Source organism: Actinacidiphila polyblastidii (assembly GCF_036353415.1).
GTDB classification, from domain to species: domain Bacteria; phylum Actinomycetota; class Actinomycetes; order Streptomycetales; family Streptomycetaceae; genus Actinacidiphila; species Actinacidiphila polyblastidii.
This window is the reverse complement of record NZ_JAZEWV010000001.1, coordinates 375,157-390,961: the sequence shown is the minus strand read 5'-3', so window position 1 is coordinate 390,961 and position 15,805 is coordinate 375,157. Positions and strand designations below refer to the sequence as shown.

Annotated in this window: 13 protein-coding genes and 2 pseudogenes; 8 read left to right on the top strand and 7 right to left on the bottom strand. The window is 64.5% G+C overall.

The annotated features are described in order from the left end of the window. Position 1: 1 nt before the first annotated feature. Together V2S66_RS01545 and V2S66_RS01540 are read right to left on the bottom strand one after the other, a co-directional pair. Positions 2–352: an SCO3933 family regulatory protein gene (locus V2S66_RS01545; RefSeq protein ID WP_330792525.1), complete on the bottom strand. Its 351-nt coding sequence runs from the start codon at positions 350–352 to the stop codon at positions 2–4. Between the two features lie 175 nt (positions 353–527). Then, a complete protein-coding gene (locus V2S66_RS01540) occupies positions 528–1,316 on the bottom strand; it encodes a GntR family transcriptional regulator (protein WP_330792523.1) in 789 nt (262 codons plus the stop codon). Positions 1,317–1,422: 106 nt separating this feature from the next. Between V2S66_RS01540 and V2S66_RS01535 the strand changes: the two genes are divergently transcribed. The 4 genes from V2S66_RS01535 to V2S66_RS01520 are packed head-to-tail and all read left to right on the top strand — an operon-like array spanning position 1,423 to position 3,017. Then, entirely contained in the window at positions 1,423–1,830 is a 408-nt protein-coding gene (locus V2S66_RS01535) for an NUDIX hydrolase (RefSeq protein ID WP_330792814.1), read from the top strand. 46 nt (positions 1,831–1,876) lie between these two features. Then, the gene (locus V2S66_RS01530) at positions 1,877–2,314 is read left to right on the top strand and encodes an ATP-binding protein (RefSeq protein WP_330792521.1); all 438 of its coding nucleotides are present in this window, start codon (positions 1,877–1,879) and stop codon (positions 2,312–2,314) included. Further along, complete coding sequence (locus V2S66_RS01525) at positions 2,299–2,637, top strand: hypothetical protein (protein ID WP_330792519.1); 339 nt, start codon at positions 2,299–2,301, stop codon at positions 2,635–2,637. The genes V2S66_RS01530 and V2S66_RS01525 overlap by 16 nt, the downstream gene beginning before the upstream one ends. Next, on the top strand, positions 2,634–3,017 hold the full coding sequence (locus tag V2S66_RS01520; RefSeq protein WP_330792517.1) for a hypothetical protein: 384 nt from the start codon (positions 2,634–2,636) through the stop codon (positions 3,015–3,017). The genes V2S66_RS01525 and V2S66_RS01520 overlap by 4 nt, the downstream gene beginning before the upstream one ends. A 445-nt stretch (positions 3,018–3,462) precedes the next feature. Here V2S66_RS01520 and V2S66_RS01515 read toward each other — a convergent pair whose 3' ends face one another. Beyond that, positions 3,463–4,104: a hypothetical protein gene (locus V2S66_RS01515; protein ID WP_330792515.1), complete on the bottom strand. Its 642-nt coding sequence runs from the start codon at positions 4,102–4,104 to the stop codon at positions 3,463–3,465. Between the two features lie 221 nt (positions 4,105–4,325). Between V2S66_RS01515 and V2S66_RS01510 the strand changes: the two genes are divergently transcribed. After that, positions 4,326–5,345, top strand: coding sequence for an HNH endonuclease (locus V2S66_RS01510; protein ID WP_330792513.1), 1,020 nt, complete (start codon positions 4,326–4,328; stop codon positions 5,343–5,345). 171 nt (positions 5,346–5,516) lie between these two features. Here the strand turns inward: V2S66_RS01510 and V2S66_RS01505 are convergent, their stop codons facing one another. Genes V2S66_RS01505 through V2S66_RS01495 form a run of 3 tightly spaced genes read right to left on the bottom strand, consistent with a single transcriptional unit; the run spans position 5,517 to position 8,475 of the window. After that, positions 5,517–6,623, bottom strand: a complete 1,107-nt coding sequence (locus V2S66_RS01505; RefSeq protein WP_330792512.1) for a DNA cytosine methyltransferase — start codon at positions 6,621–6,623, stop codon at positions 5,517–5,519. Further along, positions 6,620–7,372 carry an MAE_28990/MAE_18760 family HEPN-like nuclease gene (locus tag V2S66_RS01500; RefSeq protein ID WP_330792510.1) on the bottom strand — a complete coding sequence of 251 codons (753 nt, stop codon included), beginning with the start codon at positions 7,370–7,372 and terminating at the stop codon, positions 6,620–6,622. The genes V2S66_RS01505 and V2S66_RS01500 overlap by 4 nt, the downstream gene beginning before the upstream one ends. Continuing rightward, on the bottom strand, positions 7,369–8,475 hold the full coding sequence (locus V2S66_RS01495; RefSeq protein ID WP_330792508.1) for a DUF262 domain-containing protein: 1,107 nt from the start codon (positions 8,473–8,475) through the stop codon (positions 7,369–7,371). Before V2S66_RS01495 ends, V2S66_RS01500 begins: the two co-directional genes overlap by 4 nt. A gap of 634 nt (positions 8,476–9,109) precedes the next feature. Here V2S66_RS01495 and V2S66_RS01490 point away from each other — a divergent pair. The 3 genes and pseudogenes from V2S66_RS01490 to V2S66_RS01480 all read left to right on the top strand — a co-directional run. Then, positions 9,110–10,074 (top strand): annotated as a pseudogene (locus tag V2S66_RS01490) (replication initiator); the annotation flags it as partial. After that, positions 10,074–10,298, top strand: coding sequence for a helix-turn-helix domain-containing protein (locus V2S66_RS01485; RefSeq protein WP_330792505.1), 225 nt, complete (start codon positions 10,074–10,076; stop codon positions 10,296–10,298). The pseudogene V2S66_RS01490 and the gene V2S66_RS01485, both read left to right, overlap by 1 nt. After that, a pseudogene (locus tag V2S66_RS01480) lies at positions 10,298–11,625 on the top strand (tyrosine-type recombinase/integrase). The gene V2S66_RS01485 and the pseudogene V2S66_RS01480 overlap by 1 nt, the downstream one beginning before the upstream one ends. Before the next feature lie 633 nt (positions 11,626–12,258). Here V2S66_RS01480 and V2S66_RS01475 read toward each other — a convergent pair. Further along, entirely contained in the window at positions 12,259–15,804 is a 3,546-nt protein-coding gene (locus V2S66_RS01475; RefSeq protein WP_330792504.1) for a polymorphic toxin-type HINT domain-containing protein, read from the bottom strand. Position 15,805 lies beyond the last annotated feature (1 nt).

Below are 15,805 nucleotides of genomic sequence, written 5' to 3'. Positions count from 1 at the left end.
ATCAGGCTCCGACCTGGGCCGGGAAGGCGGCCGGGGTGACGGCGGCGGCGCGGAAGGCGATGCCGTGCCGCTGCTGTCCGTTGAACGTGCTCTCCCACGGCCGGGCGACCAGTCCCGGCAGGGCGACCGGAGCGCCGAGGGCCAGTCCCTCCCCCACGCCGCTCTTGGGGATGGTGACCTTGAGGAGCGCCGACTCCCCGTCCTCGATGTAAACCACGCCGAGCGTCATCAGCGTTTCGCCGCTGGTGGCGTCGGTGGCGATCTCTCCGGTCTGGCGGTCCTTGACCTTGGTCTCCGGAGCCTCGGTCAGCAGGATGGTTGCCGCCGAGGTCTCCACACGGATGCTGCGCAACGTTTTCTCCTCATCACATGACAGCTAGTCGTCTAGACAAGTGCCGTCCGTTGCACCCGAAGTTGCGGGCACGAGAACCACTGTGCCACACACCCCACCTACTCGTCTATACGAGTTTGCCTCTGGAGGCTTACGAGTAGCGGGAGTTGAGCCTCCGCCACGCCATCCGCCCTGGTCACGTGGCCGGGAGCTGATACGCGAGGACGTACGCATCCGCGGCCATGACCGTGTCGCAGACCTCGACGGCGCGGCCTTCGGTGTCGTAGGCGGTGCGGATGAGGTGGATGACAGGGACGCCGGCGGCCAGGCGCAGAGTCCGAACCTCGTTCGGCGCGGGCATACGGGCGCGGATCTCCTCCTCGAAGTGGTCCAGGCGGTGGCCGAGTTCTTCGAGCCGGGCGTAGATGCCGCCGGGGCCCGGGTTGGGTTCCGCGATCGGCGTGCCGCGGGCGAGGTCCAACGGGAGGTAGGAGGTGGCGAATTCGACCGGACGGCCGTCGAGGAGGTAGCGGCGCCGGCGGGCGAGGACGCGGCGCGGGCCACCGAGGCGGGTGGCGATGTCCTGGCTCGGCCGCTCCTCCTTGATCTCCAGGCTGTCGACCTGGGGGTGGCTTCCGGCAGCGTCGGCCTCGACGATGAACGCGGACTTGCCCTGCTCCCGGTGGCGGCGCGCGAACCGGTCGGAAGCCAGGCGGCGCACCGGCGGCCGGGGGCGGACGAAGACGCCCTTGCCGTGCTCGGAGACCACGAGCCCTTCGCCCTGGAGGACGGACAGGGAGTTGCGGACGGTCATCCGCGAGACGCCGTAGTGCTCGACCAACTCCGTTTCGCTGGGCAGCTTGTCGCCTTCCGCGAAGCGGCCCTTGTCGATCGCGTCGCGCAGCTGGTCGGCGATCTGGCGGAAGACCGCGCGGTCGCTCGTCGGGTCCAGCGCACCGAGTGCACCGGAGGGGATTACGGGCATGCGTACTCCTTTGGATATCTAGACGAGCGGCCAACCCTTGTTGCTACGGTGGAGAGCCTAGCCACCCGAGAGGATCAGGTACGTGCCGATCGAGCGCCCGCACTCCGTGAGCGTCGCCGGAGTCATCGTCGACGACGAGGGCCGCGCGCTGCTCATCAAGCGCCGGGACAACGGGCATTGGGAACCGCCGGGCGGAGTGCTGGAGGCGGACGAGACCATCCCCGACGCCCTCCAGCGCGAGGTCCTGGAGGAGACCGGCGTCAAGATCGCACTCCCCGCGACCCTCACGGGCGTCTACAAGAACATGACCGGCCTCATCGTCTCCCTCGTCTTTCGCTGTGAGGCGATCGACGGCCGACCCGCCACCGGCAGCGAGACCAGCGCCCTGCGCTGGGCCACCCGCGACGAAGTCTCCGTCCTCGCAGACGAGGCATACGCGATCCGTGTCCTGGACGCTCTCGACGCCGCATCCCCGCCGGCCGTGCGCGCGCACGACGGCGTGAAACTCGTCTAGCTCGAACCCTCTACCCATGGCCGCCTACCAGCACAAAGGAACTTGTATGGACGAGTATATGAGTAGAGTGCGGATCTGGGGACTCACTTGCCCGGGTTCGCTGGAAGAAGTTGGCCGCGCCCGCCGCTGGGCCCGCGAACTGCTGGCCGACTCGCCGCACGCCGACGACGCAGCCTTGATCGTCACGGAGCTGGGCGCGAACGCGCTCCTGCACACGGTGAGCGGCGATCCGGCCGGGTCCTTCCACGTCAGCCTGGCGCTGTCCGAGCACGTGGTGTGCGTCTCGGTCACGGACGCCGGCGGCGCCAAGACTCGGCCAGTGGTCGGGCACCCGGGCGAGGACGAGACGCACGGCCGCGGACTGGGCATGGTGGCGGCACTGGCTCAGCGCGTCGAGACCCACGGGGGCGACGACGGGCGCACGGTCTCGGCGTACCTGTTCTCGTCCACAGCTGTGGATGGTGCAGCGTGGTTACGGCACTGAACCCGACGTACGGGACGGCCGTCGGCGCCGACTATTGGTGCGAGGTCACAGCGCACACCGCGGCTGACGAGGCCTTGCCCCTGGGAGCGTGCGCAGCACGGAACCCACGGCTGGCGCTGCGGTGGCTCAGCCGCCGCGCCCAGGACGTGACCGATCAACTCGACGAACCCTATGCGCGACCAGGCCGGCACTGGCTCACGGACACGGCCGAGCACGAACGCGCCATGGCCACCCTCACGCAAGGCCACCCCTACACCGTCATCTTCACGGACGACACGTGCCGCTACCGGCTGACGATCCACCCGTGCGGGAGCTCCCAATGAACGCCCCCACGCCCCTGCTCCGCCGCGGCTACTGGTGCGAGTGCTGGACCACGAGGACAGGCGAGGCCCCCGCCCTACTCGCCAGCATCGACGTAGCCACCCCCGCCGACGCCATCCGCTGGATCCGCATCGCGCTGCGCACCATCACGCCCGCCCTGGACCGAGCCGCCTCCCACGACGCCTGGGCCTGGCTCACCACCGGCCAACTCGATGCCACGCAGCTCCTCCAGGCCGACAAGCCCTGCACCTACACCACCCACCACGCCACAACCACCATCGAATGGACCGCGCGCCCGGTCACCTTTCTCGCCCTGGCCCATCGGACAGCCGACCAGCCAGCATGCGCCAACGCATTCAGTCCTCGGGTCCGAACTGAGTAACAACCTTCTCTACGGGTTCAAGGCTCCCGGCGTCGCTGACGCTCCGCCGGGCGCGCGTCCGGCGCCCGGCCGCGCCGTCGCTCCTGTCTCCGCCCCGCTCGGCACGGCCAGCGCCGCGCGCGCCCGAGGGTGGGTTGGCCGGCGGCATGAGGTGATCCCGCACAGTCGAGGTCAACGACGATGCCTCCGGCGGGGGCGCTCCGGCTCCAGGATGGGCCAAGCCCGCCGGCGACCGCGCGATCGTCGTGGTGGGTGCGGGGTGCTCCCATCCCGTCTGCCATCGACCCGGGCAAGCCGAGCAGTCGCGGCCCAGGGCGTCAAGGTCGTTCGTACAGTGGCGCGCTCCACCTTGACGCCCTGAACCACGCCCGCTCCACACAAGTGCGGGCCGACGGCAGACGGGATGGGAGAGGGGCGAGTGGTGGGCTGGGACCAACCCATCAACCTATAGAAGCAGCGTGGCATGAGCTTCAAACGTCTTCAAAAGCTCATGAGAGATCTGACGCACGGAGATAGCGGCGGCATTACCTTCAAAAGGTAGATCGACCCCAGTCGCGGTCGAGGTGAAGCCGAACCCGTTATGCCGCGCAAGGCTCTCATAAGCGGAATTTAGCTGCGGGTCGACATGCGCGCCTCCCTCCTTATTTGCCATGGTCAGAACAAACTTCTTGCGAGACCAAAGCACTCCATTTGAGTCCCGCGCAATGTCTTCGGTCCACCATACATCGAAGGTCGCAGGTGGATGAATACGCCCCGGCGACAAAGGAATATTGTCGAGAGGGGCAATGTACGTGGCGCCGACGCCGAAAGTCATCTGCATTAGCACCAAACCGGGCGCTGACGGCAGAAGGTTCCTCGGATTAATGCGTTCAGCCGTATCAACAAATCCCAACTGACTTTTCACTCCGAGCTGATGGAGCAAAGAATGACTCTGCGCGGTGTCGTGCACCAACACGCGAACCGTTACCGCAAGACGCTTGGCCTCTGATTCGAAGCCCGCATCAAAAGAGGCCGCCGACGACCTCAAAAAGCCAACGTTCTCTTGAAGTAGTTCGAGAAGGCTCGCACGATCCCGCTGTACCGCCATAGCCACTCCTCAAATCGAATGCCTTCGCCCAACAGGACGGGCCTGCCGCAACCAGGACCCACCCCAGCATGCTAGGTCAGTCGTACTGACCTTGGACCCGTGGGAACCGGGGCGGTCGGGTATCAACGGGACCGCGTCCGCACCGCGATGTGGAGTCAACTAAGCACACTATGAGGTCAGATGTAGGCCAGGCTGTCACTGCCTACTCTTACGCTCCTACCATGCGCAAAGGTGCGATCACCCTAGACGGTGTTCTCAAGGCCATCGCCGAGTACGACGATTGCGGCAGTGCCCGGTTCCTGGCCGAGTACGGGTACAAGCCGGCGACGGGATACCTCCTGATACACGAGGACCGGATGTACGACTCGAAGGCCATCGCCGGAGTGGCCCACAAGTTCGATCAAGGCCGAGCCCTGAGGCCGGATGAGTTGAGCGGAGGAAGGTCGCACGCTGCTAGGTGGCTCGCCCGACTGGGCTTCGTGATCCGTTCGTCCCGAGATCCCGACTGGACGCGTGACGAGATCATCCTCGCCTGCGACCTGGCAATGGCCAACGGCTGGAAGCGGCTGGAGTACGACGACTCGCGGGTGATCGAGCTGTCTGCACTGTTACAGACCATGCCGATCCATCCTGAAGAAGAACGTACCGAGCTGTTCCGGAATCCCAACGGCGTGGCTCGCAAGACCGTCGACATCATGTGCCGACACCCGGACTACCCCGGGAAGCCCACGAACGGCAACGCACTCGATGTCGTAGTCCTGAACGACTTCCTAGCCCGGCCGGTCGAGATGACGAAGGTGGCTCAGCACATCCGGGACTGCCTCGCCGCGGGTGAGTTCCAGGCCGTTCCACCGGAGGTTGAGGAGGACGACGAATACAGCGCCCCCGAGGGCAAGTTGCTGGTACGCCGCCACAAGACTCGTGAGCGAGACAAAGGGCTGCGTAAGAGGAAGATTGACGCCGTGCTGCGCCGGGACCGCCGCCTCACCTGTGCGTCATGTGGCTTCGATTTCGAGGCGACGTACGGCTCGCGGGGCACGGGATACATCGAGTGTCATCACGTCGTGCCCTTGCACGAGGCCGGCGAGGGGCGGACCAAGCTCAGCGATCTTGCACTCATCTGTGCCAACTGCCACCGAATGATCCACCGCCACACACCCTGGCCTACGCCCAACGAGCTCCGAGAATTCATCCGGGAAGTAGCGCTTCAAAGCGGTGCACAAATTCCCGACCTGAAATAAACCGCGAAGCCCAATCCTTCATCCAAGACCTGAATGCCACCGGCTCGCCGAGGCAAGCCGATTGACATCAGATTGCGGAGGCCTATCCGCGGGCCAGGCCTCCGCAAGTCAGGAACTTCCTTGACGTTTGGGCACTATTGGGGACGGGCGACAAAAGCTGACCTGCAACGACTAGAACAAACGACCCAACTGCGCAGGACCACTGGATACCAGCTCAGCCGGATCACCGGCCTCATAGGCGCGTACATGGTCAGTGAGGCACTGCCCAATCACCTCGCCGAGGCGTACCGGGACAGCGTTACCAATCATCCGTCCCAATCGACTGAACGTGACCTGCTCCCCCGGCTTGAGGAACTTGTAATTCCGAGGAAATGTCTGCAGCATCGCTGCTTCGCGAAGCGAGATTGCGCGATCCTGAGTGGGATGCCCGAATCGTCCATTCCCGTAACCAAAGCACTGCGTGGTGATGGTAGGCGCCGGCGCATCCCACTCCATGCGCCCATAGACGCTCGGATAGGTTGAGCCGGTCTCTTTGCGGTGACAAGCCGCGATCAAGTTCGGATCCCAGTCGCGCCAGGTACCCCCCGGCTTAGAAGCCTGAATCCGCTTCATGTTGATTTCACTAAGAGATGAAGCAATGTGCAAGGAATCCCTCGGATGCTGTCCTCCCGCGGCAATCGGTGGGAGCTTGCCGATCTCGTCGCGAACCGTTCGCGGTGACTGCACGAACTGTGGCGAGAGGTCTAGGCCGTGTCCACCGAGCTTAGACGCCAGAAGAACAAGCCGCTTGCGGGACTGAGGAACTCCGATCTTGGTGCACTCGACCTTTGCCCAGCTTACAGAATACCCGTTTAGTGACTCTAGGAACTCTGAAAAAACCTCATGGTCCGCAAGCTGTACAACGTTTTCCATAGTGACAAGATCGGGCTGCAGGTCGGCAACAATGGATCCGAAGTTGAGGACCAGCCGCCAGTCCATGCCCCGCTTCTTGCTTCGACCTTTTTGACTGTAAGTCGAGAAAGGCTGACACGGCGCGCACCCAGCGAGGAGCGAGTACTTCCCATCGGCGAAATACGGCTTAAGGTCGGCACCCTTGAGGTCTTTGACATCCCGCTCAATGAATGGCGCCGAATTATTCGCCTCGAACGGATAGCGGCAATGTGGGTCTAGGTCTACGCCAGCCATGACGTTGATTCCACTGCGCACTAGACCATGAGTGAGCCCTCCGACGCCGCAGAACAGATCAACCGCCGAAATGGAGGGGGAGTCGTCACTCATGCCGTATCACCGCTTGGTCTGCTATCTGGTCGGAGAAAATTATGGGAATCGATATAATCTCTAAAGCATGTGATCACTTCACGTAGGTACGCCTCTACGCACTGTGACATCTCGCGCAACTCGCGTACTACGACGCCATCCGCACAGTCCACGAACGAGATCGAACCGTGAGCTAGGCCGTTCCTGCGACTCTTGACCAGCTGAAGCGGGCCGAGCCCATCACGCCGCTTCCGCTTAACGCTAGCCTGCGTTGTTACGCTCAGCGACAGGGGGCACCCCAGACGCTCGGCCATCTTGTAGATTACCTCATCGTCCCAGTTGCCTCCGCCACCGACGTCTATGACGAACGGCTTGACCGGTAGCTGCTGAACAATGTGCGTACTCATCTCAAGTGCGTACTTAAGCCGACTTGGCGCAGACATATCGGCGTGGGTACGAGCACTGGACCGGACCCATTCCTGCAGAAGATGGTCGTTCAGTTGATGCGGCTGCCAGACGCCGGCCGAGGACGTCGCTTCAGTTAGCTCGGAGACACATCTCGCCATTGTGGCTTCAACCAGATTATAGAGCTGGAGATAGACGCTCGAATAGAGAATTCTCTGCTGCTTAGCAGTGATCCTGTACTCGGACACGGCAAGGCGAGGGATTCCGTTTTGGGTAGCCTCCTCAAGCTTCTCAAGGAAGTCGACATAGGAATCAACCTCGCTGAATCGCTCTTCGAAGAACGGAAAAAGGTCCGCAGTGCTCATGCCGCCACCAGCTTTTCGCGCACGAACCCGATTCGCCCCTCCAGACGCGCACGGGCATTGGCTCCATCAGATCCCGTGATCTCAACGAAAGGCTCGCCCGTGAGCCACTCAATGACGTTGAATCGCTCTCGCCCGAAGTCCTTGATTTCAGGCCGCTCTTGCAACGCCTGATAGGAGCCGAGGATGATCGATTCATAGCGGGCGCGGGGCGTGGCCTTTCCATTCGATGTCTTCCGGAAACCGTACGGGAAGACCCTGTTCACGAACTCCAACGTATCGCGAAAGCGTCGACTGTAGGAAATCGACAACGTCGAATCAGTCGCGAAAGCAAGGTTCATTTTCTTCGCGTATTTAAAAATAAAATCAGACGGACGATCCCTGTAGTCATCAAGGCCATCTCCGTAGGCAAAAAATCGCGTCACCAGTTCGTCATACCCACGCTCGTCCTTCTGCTTCTTGCTCATCGGCGCAAGGGAATGGAGAAGCTGGTCGTCGGAAAGCTCGATCACAAGGTCCAGAAATGGGCCAGCTAGCGCCCCACGCCGCACTTCTGCCTTATTTGCAATCTTACTTCCGGTGTTGATGCGCTCGAACATGTCCAGCCGCGCCGCTTCATCTGCATGCTCGTTTAGAACGATTCCCCTAATCGACTTATTCTTGATCTTCCTCTGGCGAGATTCAGGCAGGTCAGTAAACCTGAAGCCGGAGATACTTGGGAGTTGATCGAGCTCTCCGAGACGGAAGTCACCTAGGATGAATTCCTCCAGTGTACGGAGCCGTTGAGACCCATCCACCACTTCCAGCTTCCCTGTGTCCTCCATCTCCCAGAAAAACACAAACGGGATGGGCAGCCCCATGATGACAGATTCGAGAAATTTCGACTTACGCTCCGGCTCCCAGGTGAACTCTCTCTGGTAGCGAGGCACGACATACTCGTTCGCCCGCATCTTGTTAGCCAGAATCTCGACCGTGTATTCGGTGATGTAAAAGTCGATACGTTTGGATTGTTCTACGATCTGCTGCTCGGCAGCAGCCTGCTCTTCCGGACCGATCAGGATGTCACCGTTCGTCACCATTTGTCCCCCGCCTACGCGCTCAGCCACGTGCACTAGCTCACCTGTTACACGATCATGCCACGCTCTGTCAGGTGATTTCCAAGGTTCGCCTCCGCTGCCTGCCACGCGTCGCCCGGGCAGGCATGTCGCGCACCCAGGCACAGCGACTCGCATGCAGTCGCTGCAGTAGGCCATCCTCGACGGGGACTTCGAAGCCTGCAGACCCTTCGAGGCCAGGGACTGCGGACCATTCATGGACTGGCCACTGCCCGAAGTCCCCCCCACACTCCACTGACCTCGCGGGTCGCGGCTAGATGGCACGCTCTCCGGAGCCGTGTGCGCAGGTTCGAATCCTGCCGGGGGCACTTCGCAAGAAGTGCCGAAAGACCCCGCCACCAGCCGTAACGCTGACGGCGGGGTTTTTGCATGTGCGCAGCCGGAAGCGGCCAGCGGCAGCCGTTTGCCAGTGATCACGTTGTAATGGCGTGCTGACCTTATGGTCTCCCAGACCAGGCCAACGGGGAGGCCCCGGCCGCTGCACGCCCCGTTGGGCCGTCGGAGCCCGACGTGATGCCTCGAATCCGGAGCCGCCAGGAAGGTCTGCGCGCTCGGCGGTTCGTTACCTGCGGTCGTCAGCCTTGATCCACGTCGGCGCGATCAGTCCTCTTCAGTCTCAGTGCCACGTCCGCTGAACCCCGCGACGTACGACTACGCGGGCGCTGTCCTGTTCAACGCCCACGCCGGAGCCTTATGGGCGCGCTTCACGATCTATCTGCGCCGGGAACTCGCCGCCCGGCTCGGCATGACCCAGAAGACCGCCCGCGCGGCTCTCCGGGTCTCCTTCGCCAAGGTCGCCGAATACCAGAAGTGCGGCCTGGTCCACTTCCACGCCGTCATCCGGCTCGACGGCCCAGACGGCAGCATCCAGCCCCCGCCTCCGTACGCCACTGTCGCCGTGCTCACCGACGCCATCCGAGCCGCTGCGGCCCGAGTCCGTGTCACGGTCGAGTCAGACGTGGTCGGGGAACGCGAACTCACCTGGGGCGAACAGCGCGACGTAACCGAGATCGCCGCCTTCGGCACCGACACCGAACTCACCGACCAGGCCGTCGCCGCCTACGTAGCCAAGTACGCCACCAAATCCGCCGACGCCTCCGGCACCCTCGACCACGCCCTGTTCTGCCGCCCCTGCCAGGGACGCGGCGCCCCCCTCCTACCGCACGGAACTCCGCTCCCCTGCACCGCCTGTGGCGGCACCGGCCAGGCCCGCCCGCTGCCACGCCTCGCCGTCGCACGTCACGTGCGGCAGATGATCCGCACCTGCTGGGAGCTGGGAAAGCGCCCGGAGTTCGCCGACCTCAAGCTCTGGAAGTGGGCGCACATGCTCGGCTTCTGCGGCCACTTCTCCACCAAGTCCCGCTCCTACTCGACCACCCTCGGCGCGCTGCGCGACGCCCGCCGTGTCCGGCGTACCGAACAGGTGCGCGCCCGCGCCGGCCTGCCCGAGTCCGACCCGACGACCACGCTCGTCGTCAGTCGCTGGGCCTACCTCGGCTCGGGCTACAGCCCGGCGCCGTACTCCTCGCCGCCCACGTGTGGCACAGCAAGGAACTGGAACGGCAGTTCTCGGCCGAAGGGGGCTCTTGATGGCCTCACCCCCGCTCGCCGTCCTCCACACAGAGGGGGCCCCGGTGCTGGACCTGCTCACGGTGCCCCAGGTCATGGCCCGCCTCCAGCTCGGCCGCTCCGCCGTCTACGACCTGCTCCGCTCCGGCCAGCTCGCCTCGATCACCCTCGGCCGCGCCCGGCGCATCCCCACCCACGCCTTTACCGACTTCATCCGCACCCGCCTCGAACAGGAAGCCGCCTGATGACCACACCACGCGACACGCCCGCCTCCCGCCGCATCCGCGCCAACGGCGACGGCACCGTCTACCAGCGCAAGGACGGCCGCTGGGAAGCCGCCGGATACGTCCTCGCCCCCGGTGGCACCCGCAAGCGCGTCCGCGTCTACGGCACCACTCGCAAGGAGGCGCTCGCCAAGCTGACGGAGAAGATCGCCGCCAGCAACCGCGGCGTGGTCGTCGTCACCGCCCAGGGCAGCCTCGCGGCCTACCTGACGTACTGGCTGGAGAACGTCGCGGTCCACCACCTCCGGGAGACCACCCACACCCGATACACCGCTGTCGTCGAGCGGTACCTGATACCGGGACTGGGCCGGAAGAAGCTCGCCAAGCTCACCGCCAAGGACGTCCGCACCTGGCTCAACGGACTGCGGAGCGTCTGCCAGTGCTGCGTACGCGGCATCGACGCCGGACGCGACCCCAAGGCCCAGGCCAACCGACGCCCGCGCTGTTGCGCGCTGGCCGGTGCTGCGGCAAGCGGCTCTCCCCTCTGACGCTCGCCTACATCCACTCCGTGCTCAAGTCCGCCCTGGAGCACGCCGTGCGAGAGGAGGAGATCCCTCGCAACGTCGCCCGCAACGTCCGCACCGGCACACCCCGCCCGCGGCGCTTCAACCCCCTCACTGCCGGCGAAGCCCGGCAGTTCCTCGCCGCCACGCAGGGGCACCGTCTCGCCGCACTGTTCGAGCTGGCGCTTCGTACCGGGCTGCGGAAGGGCGAACTCCTCGGCCTGCGCTGGGAAGACCTCAACTTGGACACCGGCACGGCCAGCATCCGCCGCACCCTCCAGCGTACGACCAGCAGGGGCCTGGCCAACTTGCCGACCAAGACCGTCAGCTCCGAGCGGCGCATCGCCCTTCCGGCCTCCTGCGTCACCTCGCTGCGGGCGCACCGAGAGCGGCAGGCACAGGAGGAGAAGCAAGCCGGCTCGGACTGGCAGGACAGCGGCTACGTCTTCGCGCGCCCGGGCGGGCGCCCAATCGAGCCCGCCACGCTGACCCGCCACTTCAACGCGCTGCTCCGAGACTCCCACCTGCGGCCCATCCGATTCCACGACCTCCGCCACTCGACCGCGACCCTCCTCCTGGAACAGGGAGTGGAACTCGTCGTCATCAAGGAGTTGCTGGGGCACGCCCACATCGGCGTCACCGCGACGGTCTACGCCCACGTCCGACTCCGTCTCCAGCGAGACGCCATCGACCTCCTCGGCCGCGTCCTGCACAACCCCCCAGAGCCAGTCTCAGAGCCCGACGACGGCGACGACCCGCCGCTTTGTGCAAGTCCCGTCCGCTGACGTTGCCGTCAGCTACTGCCGTCAGATGACCAAGAGGCTCCATCGGAAAATATCCGATGGAGCCTCCGAAATATTTTAGCATTTCCGACTGACGACTATCCGCGATCGTCACTTTCTTGAGAATTCAAATCATCCGCACATTTCCCCCAAGAATCTGGTAGACAAATCAAGACGGAACCATCAATGTGCAGATTTCCACTGCGCCAATTCCGGAGCGGCCCATTCAATTCCCTCGCGCGTCAGTTGATCCGCGATCCACTCTCGCCCCATTGAGTCAGCTACGGCCCAGGCATGCCCAAAAGGACGCCCCCGGTAATTACAGCGTTGGACCAAACCGCGAAACCCTCTGCGCCGAAGAGATGCGTCGGGCATGTTATGACAAAGGTCAGCAAGCCATGCAATGCAAGCCACATAGTCGTCATTTGGCCAAGATTCCACAGGCTTCCGCCGTCGCGCCATTGCCCGAATCTCAATCATTGCGATGTTCTTCAAGAACGAGCCAGTATCCCAGTCATCCATGCGCCTCACCAGCTACTCCACCCCTCTCAGGTCCAACTCATAGCGTGCATGTGGGAGGGATGCAAGGCTGCATCCCTCCCACTCAATTCACCACGACCGGCCTACCAATCACCCTCAGCCTGGCCAGAGGTGAATATAAATAGGCGTGTCGAAAGTGATCCCAGGATAATCTGGACTTGCTGCTCGCCTCAGCAGCTCAGCCATTCTGTGATTGCCCTCAATCATGTAGTTGTCTTCCGCATGGAATCGCAGGAGGGAAAACTCACCACCAGTCGGCTGGGTCGTACTTCTCAGAAGCTCCTCGTCTGTCATCGAACGCGCCATTCCAGCCTTGAGAGGATCTGACTGCCAGTTCCCGTCAGCATCGACATTGTCATGCCCAATTCCACGAAGATCGCCGACTGTCGCATTCGGCTCGTGGGCGCTATCGGCAGCCTTCGACCCTCCTCCGAAGAGCCTGGAGAAGAATCCCTTGCCCTTATTTCCATCTTCGCCGCAGGTGTTATGAACCAGGACTGGAACGCCGCCCGCCACAACATAGTACGTGTGCAGGTTTCGGACGGTCAGGTTGAAGCGGTTGGCCTCACCTGGCGTGACCTTGACAGTGAGAACGACAGCGGTGCGGCTGTCATCGCTCTGGAGAGCGTGACCTGGGGTGAGTTTGCCAGCAGGAGTCCAGGCGCGGGTGGTGGCGTCCCAGAAGGGATGCTTAGAGGTTGTATGGATGGTATTGGGCGTGCCGTCGGCCGAGCGTACGGTGACGTCTACGTGGTCGTGGTCGTGGTTGGCGTAAGTGGCCGTGACGGTCTGAGGGCCAACGTGTTTCCCGGTTTCGGGGTCTGCGGACTCGACGCGGTCGCCGATCTGCAACTGGCCGATGGGCTTGGTCTTGCCGTCGGCGACCAAGACAGGGGTGCTGGGAGCGAAGCTGCACCCACCCGGGCCGGGCTTGGGTGCGGCCTTGGCGGCTCGATCGCTGCCAGAGGACGCCCCGGAGTCGGCGGTGTCCTTCGCCGTTGCCGCAGCAGTGTCGGCGCCGGCGGAGGCGGCTGCGTCTGCTTTGGACGCGGTTTCGGCGGCTTCGGTGAGAACTCCTGCGGCGGCGCTGGCTGCTGCCACCTCTCTGGCGACAACGGCTCCGCCTGATGCGATCACGCTGGTGGCGGCGTTGATGGTGGATGCCGCTACACCGAAGTCCGCCGCTTCGGTAAATGCTGTCGCGCCCTCGACGAGGAGGACTCCGCACGCTCCGCCGGTTCCTACGACGCAGGCCACCGCGCCGACGACGACGGCGGTCGCGATCACCGCAGCGATGACGGGGTGTTCCTTCACGGCTTGGGCGACAGCGTGGGCGGCGTTCTTGACGTGGCAGGAGACGCTCCACCGGCTGCAGTGGTGGTGGCTCTTGTGGCCATTGTTGCCGGCTGCGGCGGCTGCCTGGTCCTTGTCGAGTTGGGCGATCTCGTGTTGGCAGGCGTCGTCGCAGCCGCCGCCGGCGGAGTCCTTGTTCATCAGGCCGCTGGGGTCCGCGCCGGTGACGGGGTTGTTGGAGGCGTAGCTGTAGCCGTTGATCTGCTGGGGGTCGGTGACTTCGAGGACGGGGTCGAGGGAGACGAAGCGGCCGGTGGTGGGGTCGTAGTCGCGGGCGCCGAGGTGGGTGAGGCCGGTGGTGTCGTCCTGGACTCCACCGACGAAGCCGTGGTCTCCGGACCAGGCGCCGGGGTCGGTGCCGCGGACGTTGCCGAAGGGGTCGGTGCGGCGGAAGGTGACAGCCTGGGTCGTCGGGTCGATCTGGGCGGTGGCGGTGTTGTGGGCGTCGTCGAGGGTCCACTGCAGGGTGCCGTCGTCGGTGCGGACCGCGATGGTCTGGTCGCCCCAGCTGTAGTAGCGGGTGGCGGTGGTAGTGGTGGCGCCCTTGTCGAGGTGGAGTTCGGTGTCGCCGAGGTAGAGGGTGGTGCCGGTGTCGTCGCGGGTGAGCAGGCGGTTTCCGTCGGCGTCGTAGAGGTAGCTGGAGCTGGTGCCGTCGGCGTTGGAGGCCTGCCGGAGGTGGTTTTCGTCGTCCCAGGCCAAGGACTGTGCGCCGCTGGCGAGGGTGCGGCTGGTGGTGTTGCCCGCGTCGTCGTAGCCGTAGGCGTTGACGGTGTCGGCGGAGGTGGCGGTGCCGTCGACGTGGGTGGTGGAGCTGCTCAGGGTGTGGGGCTGCTTCCCGTCTTCGCCGCCGTACTTGTAACTGGTGGTGGTATCGGGCGCGCCGGCGGCGGTGGCGTGCTGGACGAGCTGTTTGCGGTTGCCGAGCGGGTCGTAGGAGTAGGACTGCCAGTAGGGGGCGGGGCCGCTGCCGAGGGTGGTGGTGGTCGGGTCGCTCTTGCAGGCTCCGGTGGTCTGCCAGGTGTCGGCCGTTGTCCAGGCGTCGGTGAGGCGGTCGTGGCCGTCGTAGCGGTAGCACTGGGTGTCGTCGACGCCGTCGGCGCGGGCGTCGGTGAGGGTGGGGTTGCCGGCGTTGTCGTAGGCGTAGTGGGTGTCCTGGACGATGCCGGTGCCGGTGTCGTCGGTGACCAGTTGCCGGTTCAGGCGGGCGGTGCCGTCGTCGTAGTAGTTGCTCTGCTGGACCCATTTGGTGCTCTGGGCGCTGGAGGTGCCGAGGGTGATCTGGGAGAGCTGGCTGGTCTTGGTGTACTGGGTGCCCTGGACGTAGCCGCTGACGTTGCTGTTCAGCGTGGTGGGCAGGTCCAGTGCGTTGTAGCCGTAGACCAGGGATTCCGAAGCCAGGTGTCCTGCGGCGGGGTCGCTGGTCTGGTACAGGGTCCCGTCGAGGTTGTAGTCGGTGGAGAAGGAGTAGCTGCCCTTGAGGGCGTCCTCACCGGGGGCGGCGGGGATGGTGACGCGGGTGGCGGTGGGGCGGTAGAGCTGGTCGTAGGTGAGGACCGAGGTGGCGTACTTCAGACCGGTGGCGCCGGAGCCGCCCACGTAGCGGGCAGAGGAGGTCAACTGTCCCTTGGCGACGGTGTCCCACGTCCAGGAGGCCAGCTGATCGTCGGCCGTCTGCTTGTCGACGGCGGCGTCGTATTCGCCGGTTTCGCGGCCGAGTTCGTCGTAGGTGTAGCTGAGGGTCTTGCCGCGGCTGTCGGTGCTCGACTCGACCTGGTCGAGGTTGTTGTAGACCGTGCTGGAGGCGCCGGCGTCGGGGTCGACGGTGGAGGTCTGGCGGCCCATCAGGTCGTAGCCGTAGGTCCAGACGCTGTTGCCGGCGTCGGTGACCTTGTCCAGCTGCCCCTTGGCGTTGTAGTCGTAACTGATCGTCGTATAAGGGCCGGTGGCAGCCACGCTGTCGTACTGCCGGGTCTCGGTGGTGCGGCCGAGAGTGTCGGTCAGGGTGGTGGTGGCCACTCCGCCGCTGGGCGGGATGACCGTGGTGCGGTCTCCGTCGTAGACGGTCGTGGAGGCCCACTTGTAGGCGCCGTCGGCGTAGAAGTCGGCGCGGGTGGGCCGGCCGGCGCCGTCGTAGGTGGTGAGGGTCTGCGCGGGTTCGGCGGAGGTGACGTTGGCCAGGGTGCCGGTGGCGGTGACGGTGTCGAAGTAGTCGCCGTCGCTTTCGACGGCCAGGCCGCGCGAGTCGTACTTGGTCTCGGTGATGACGCGTCCCCCGCCGGGGGCGGGCACC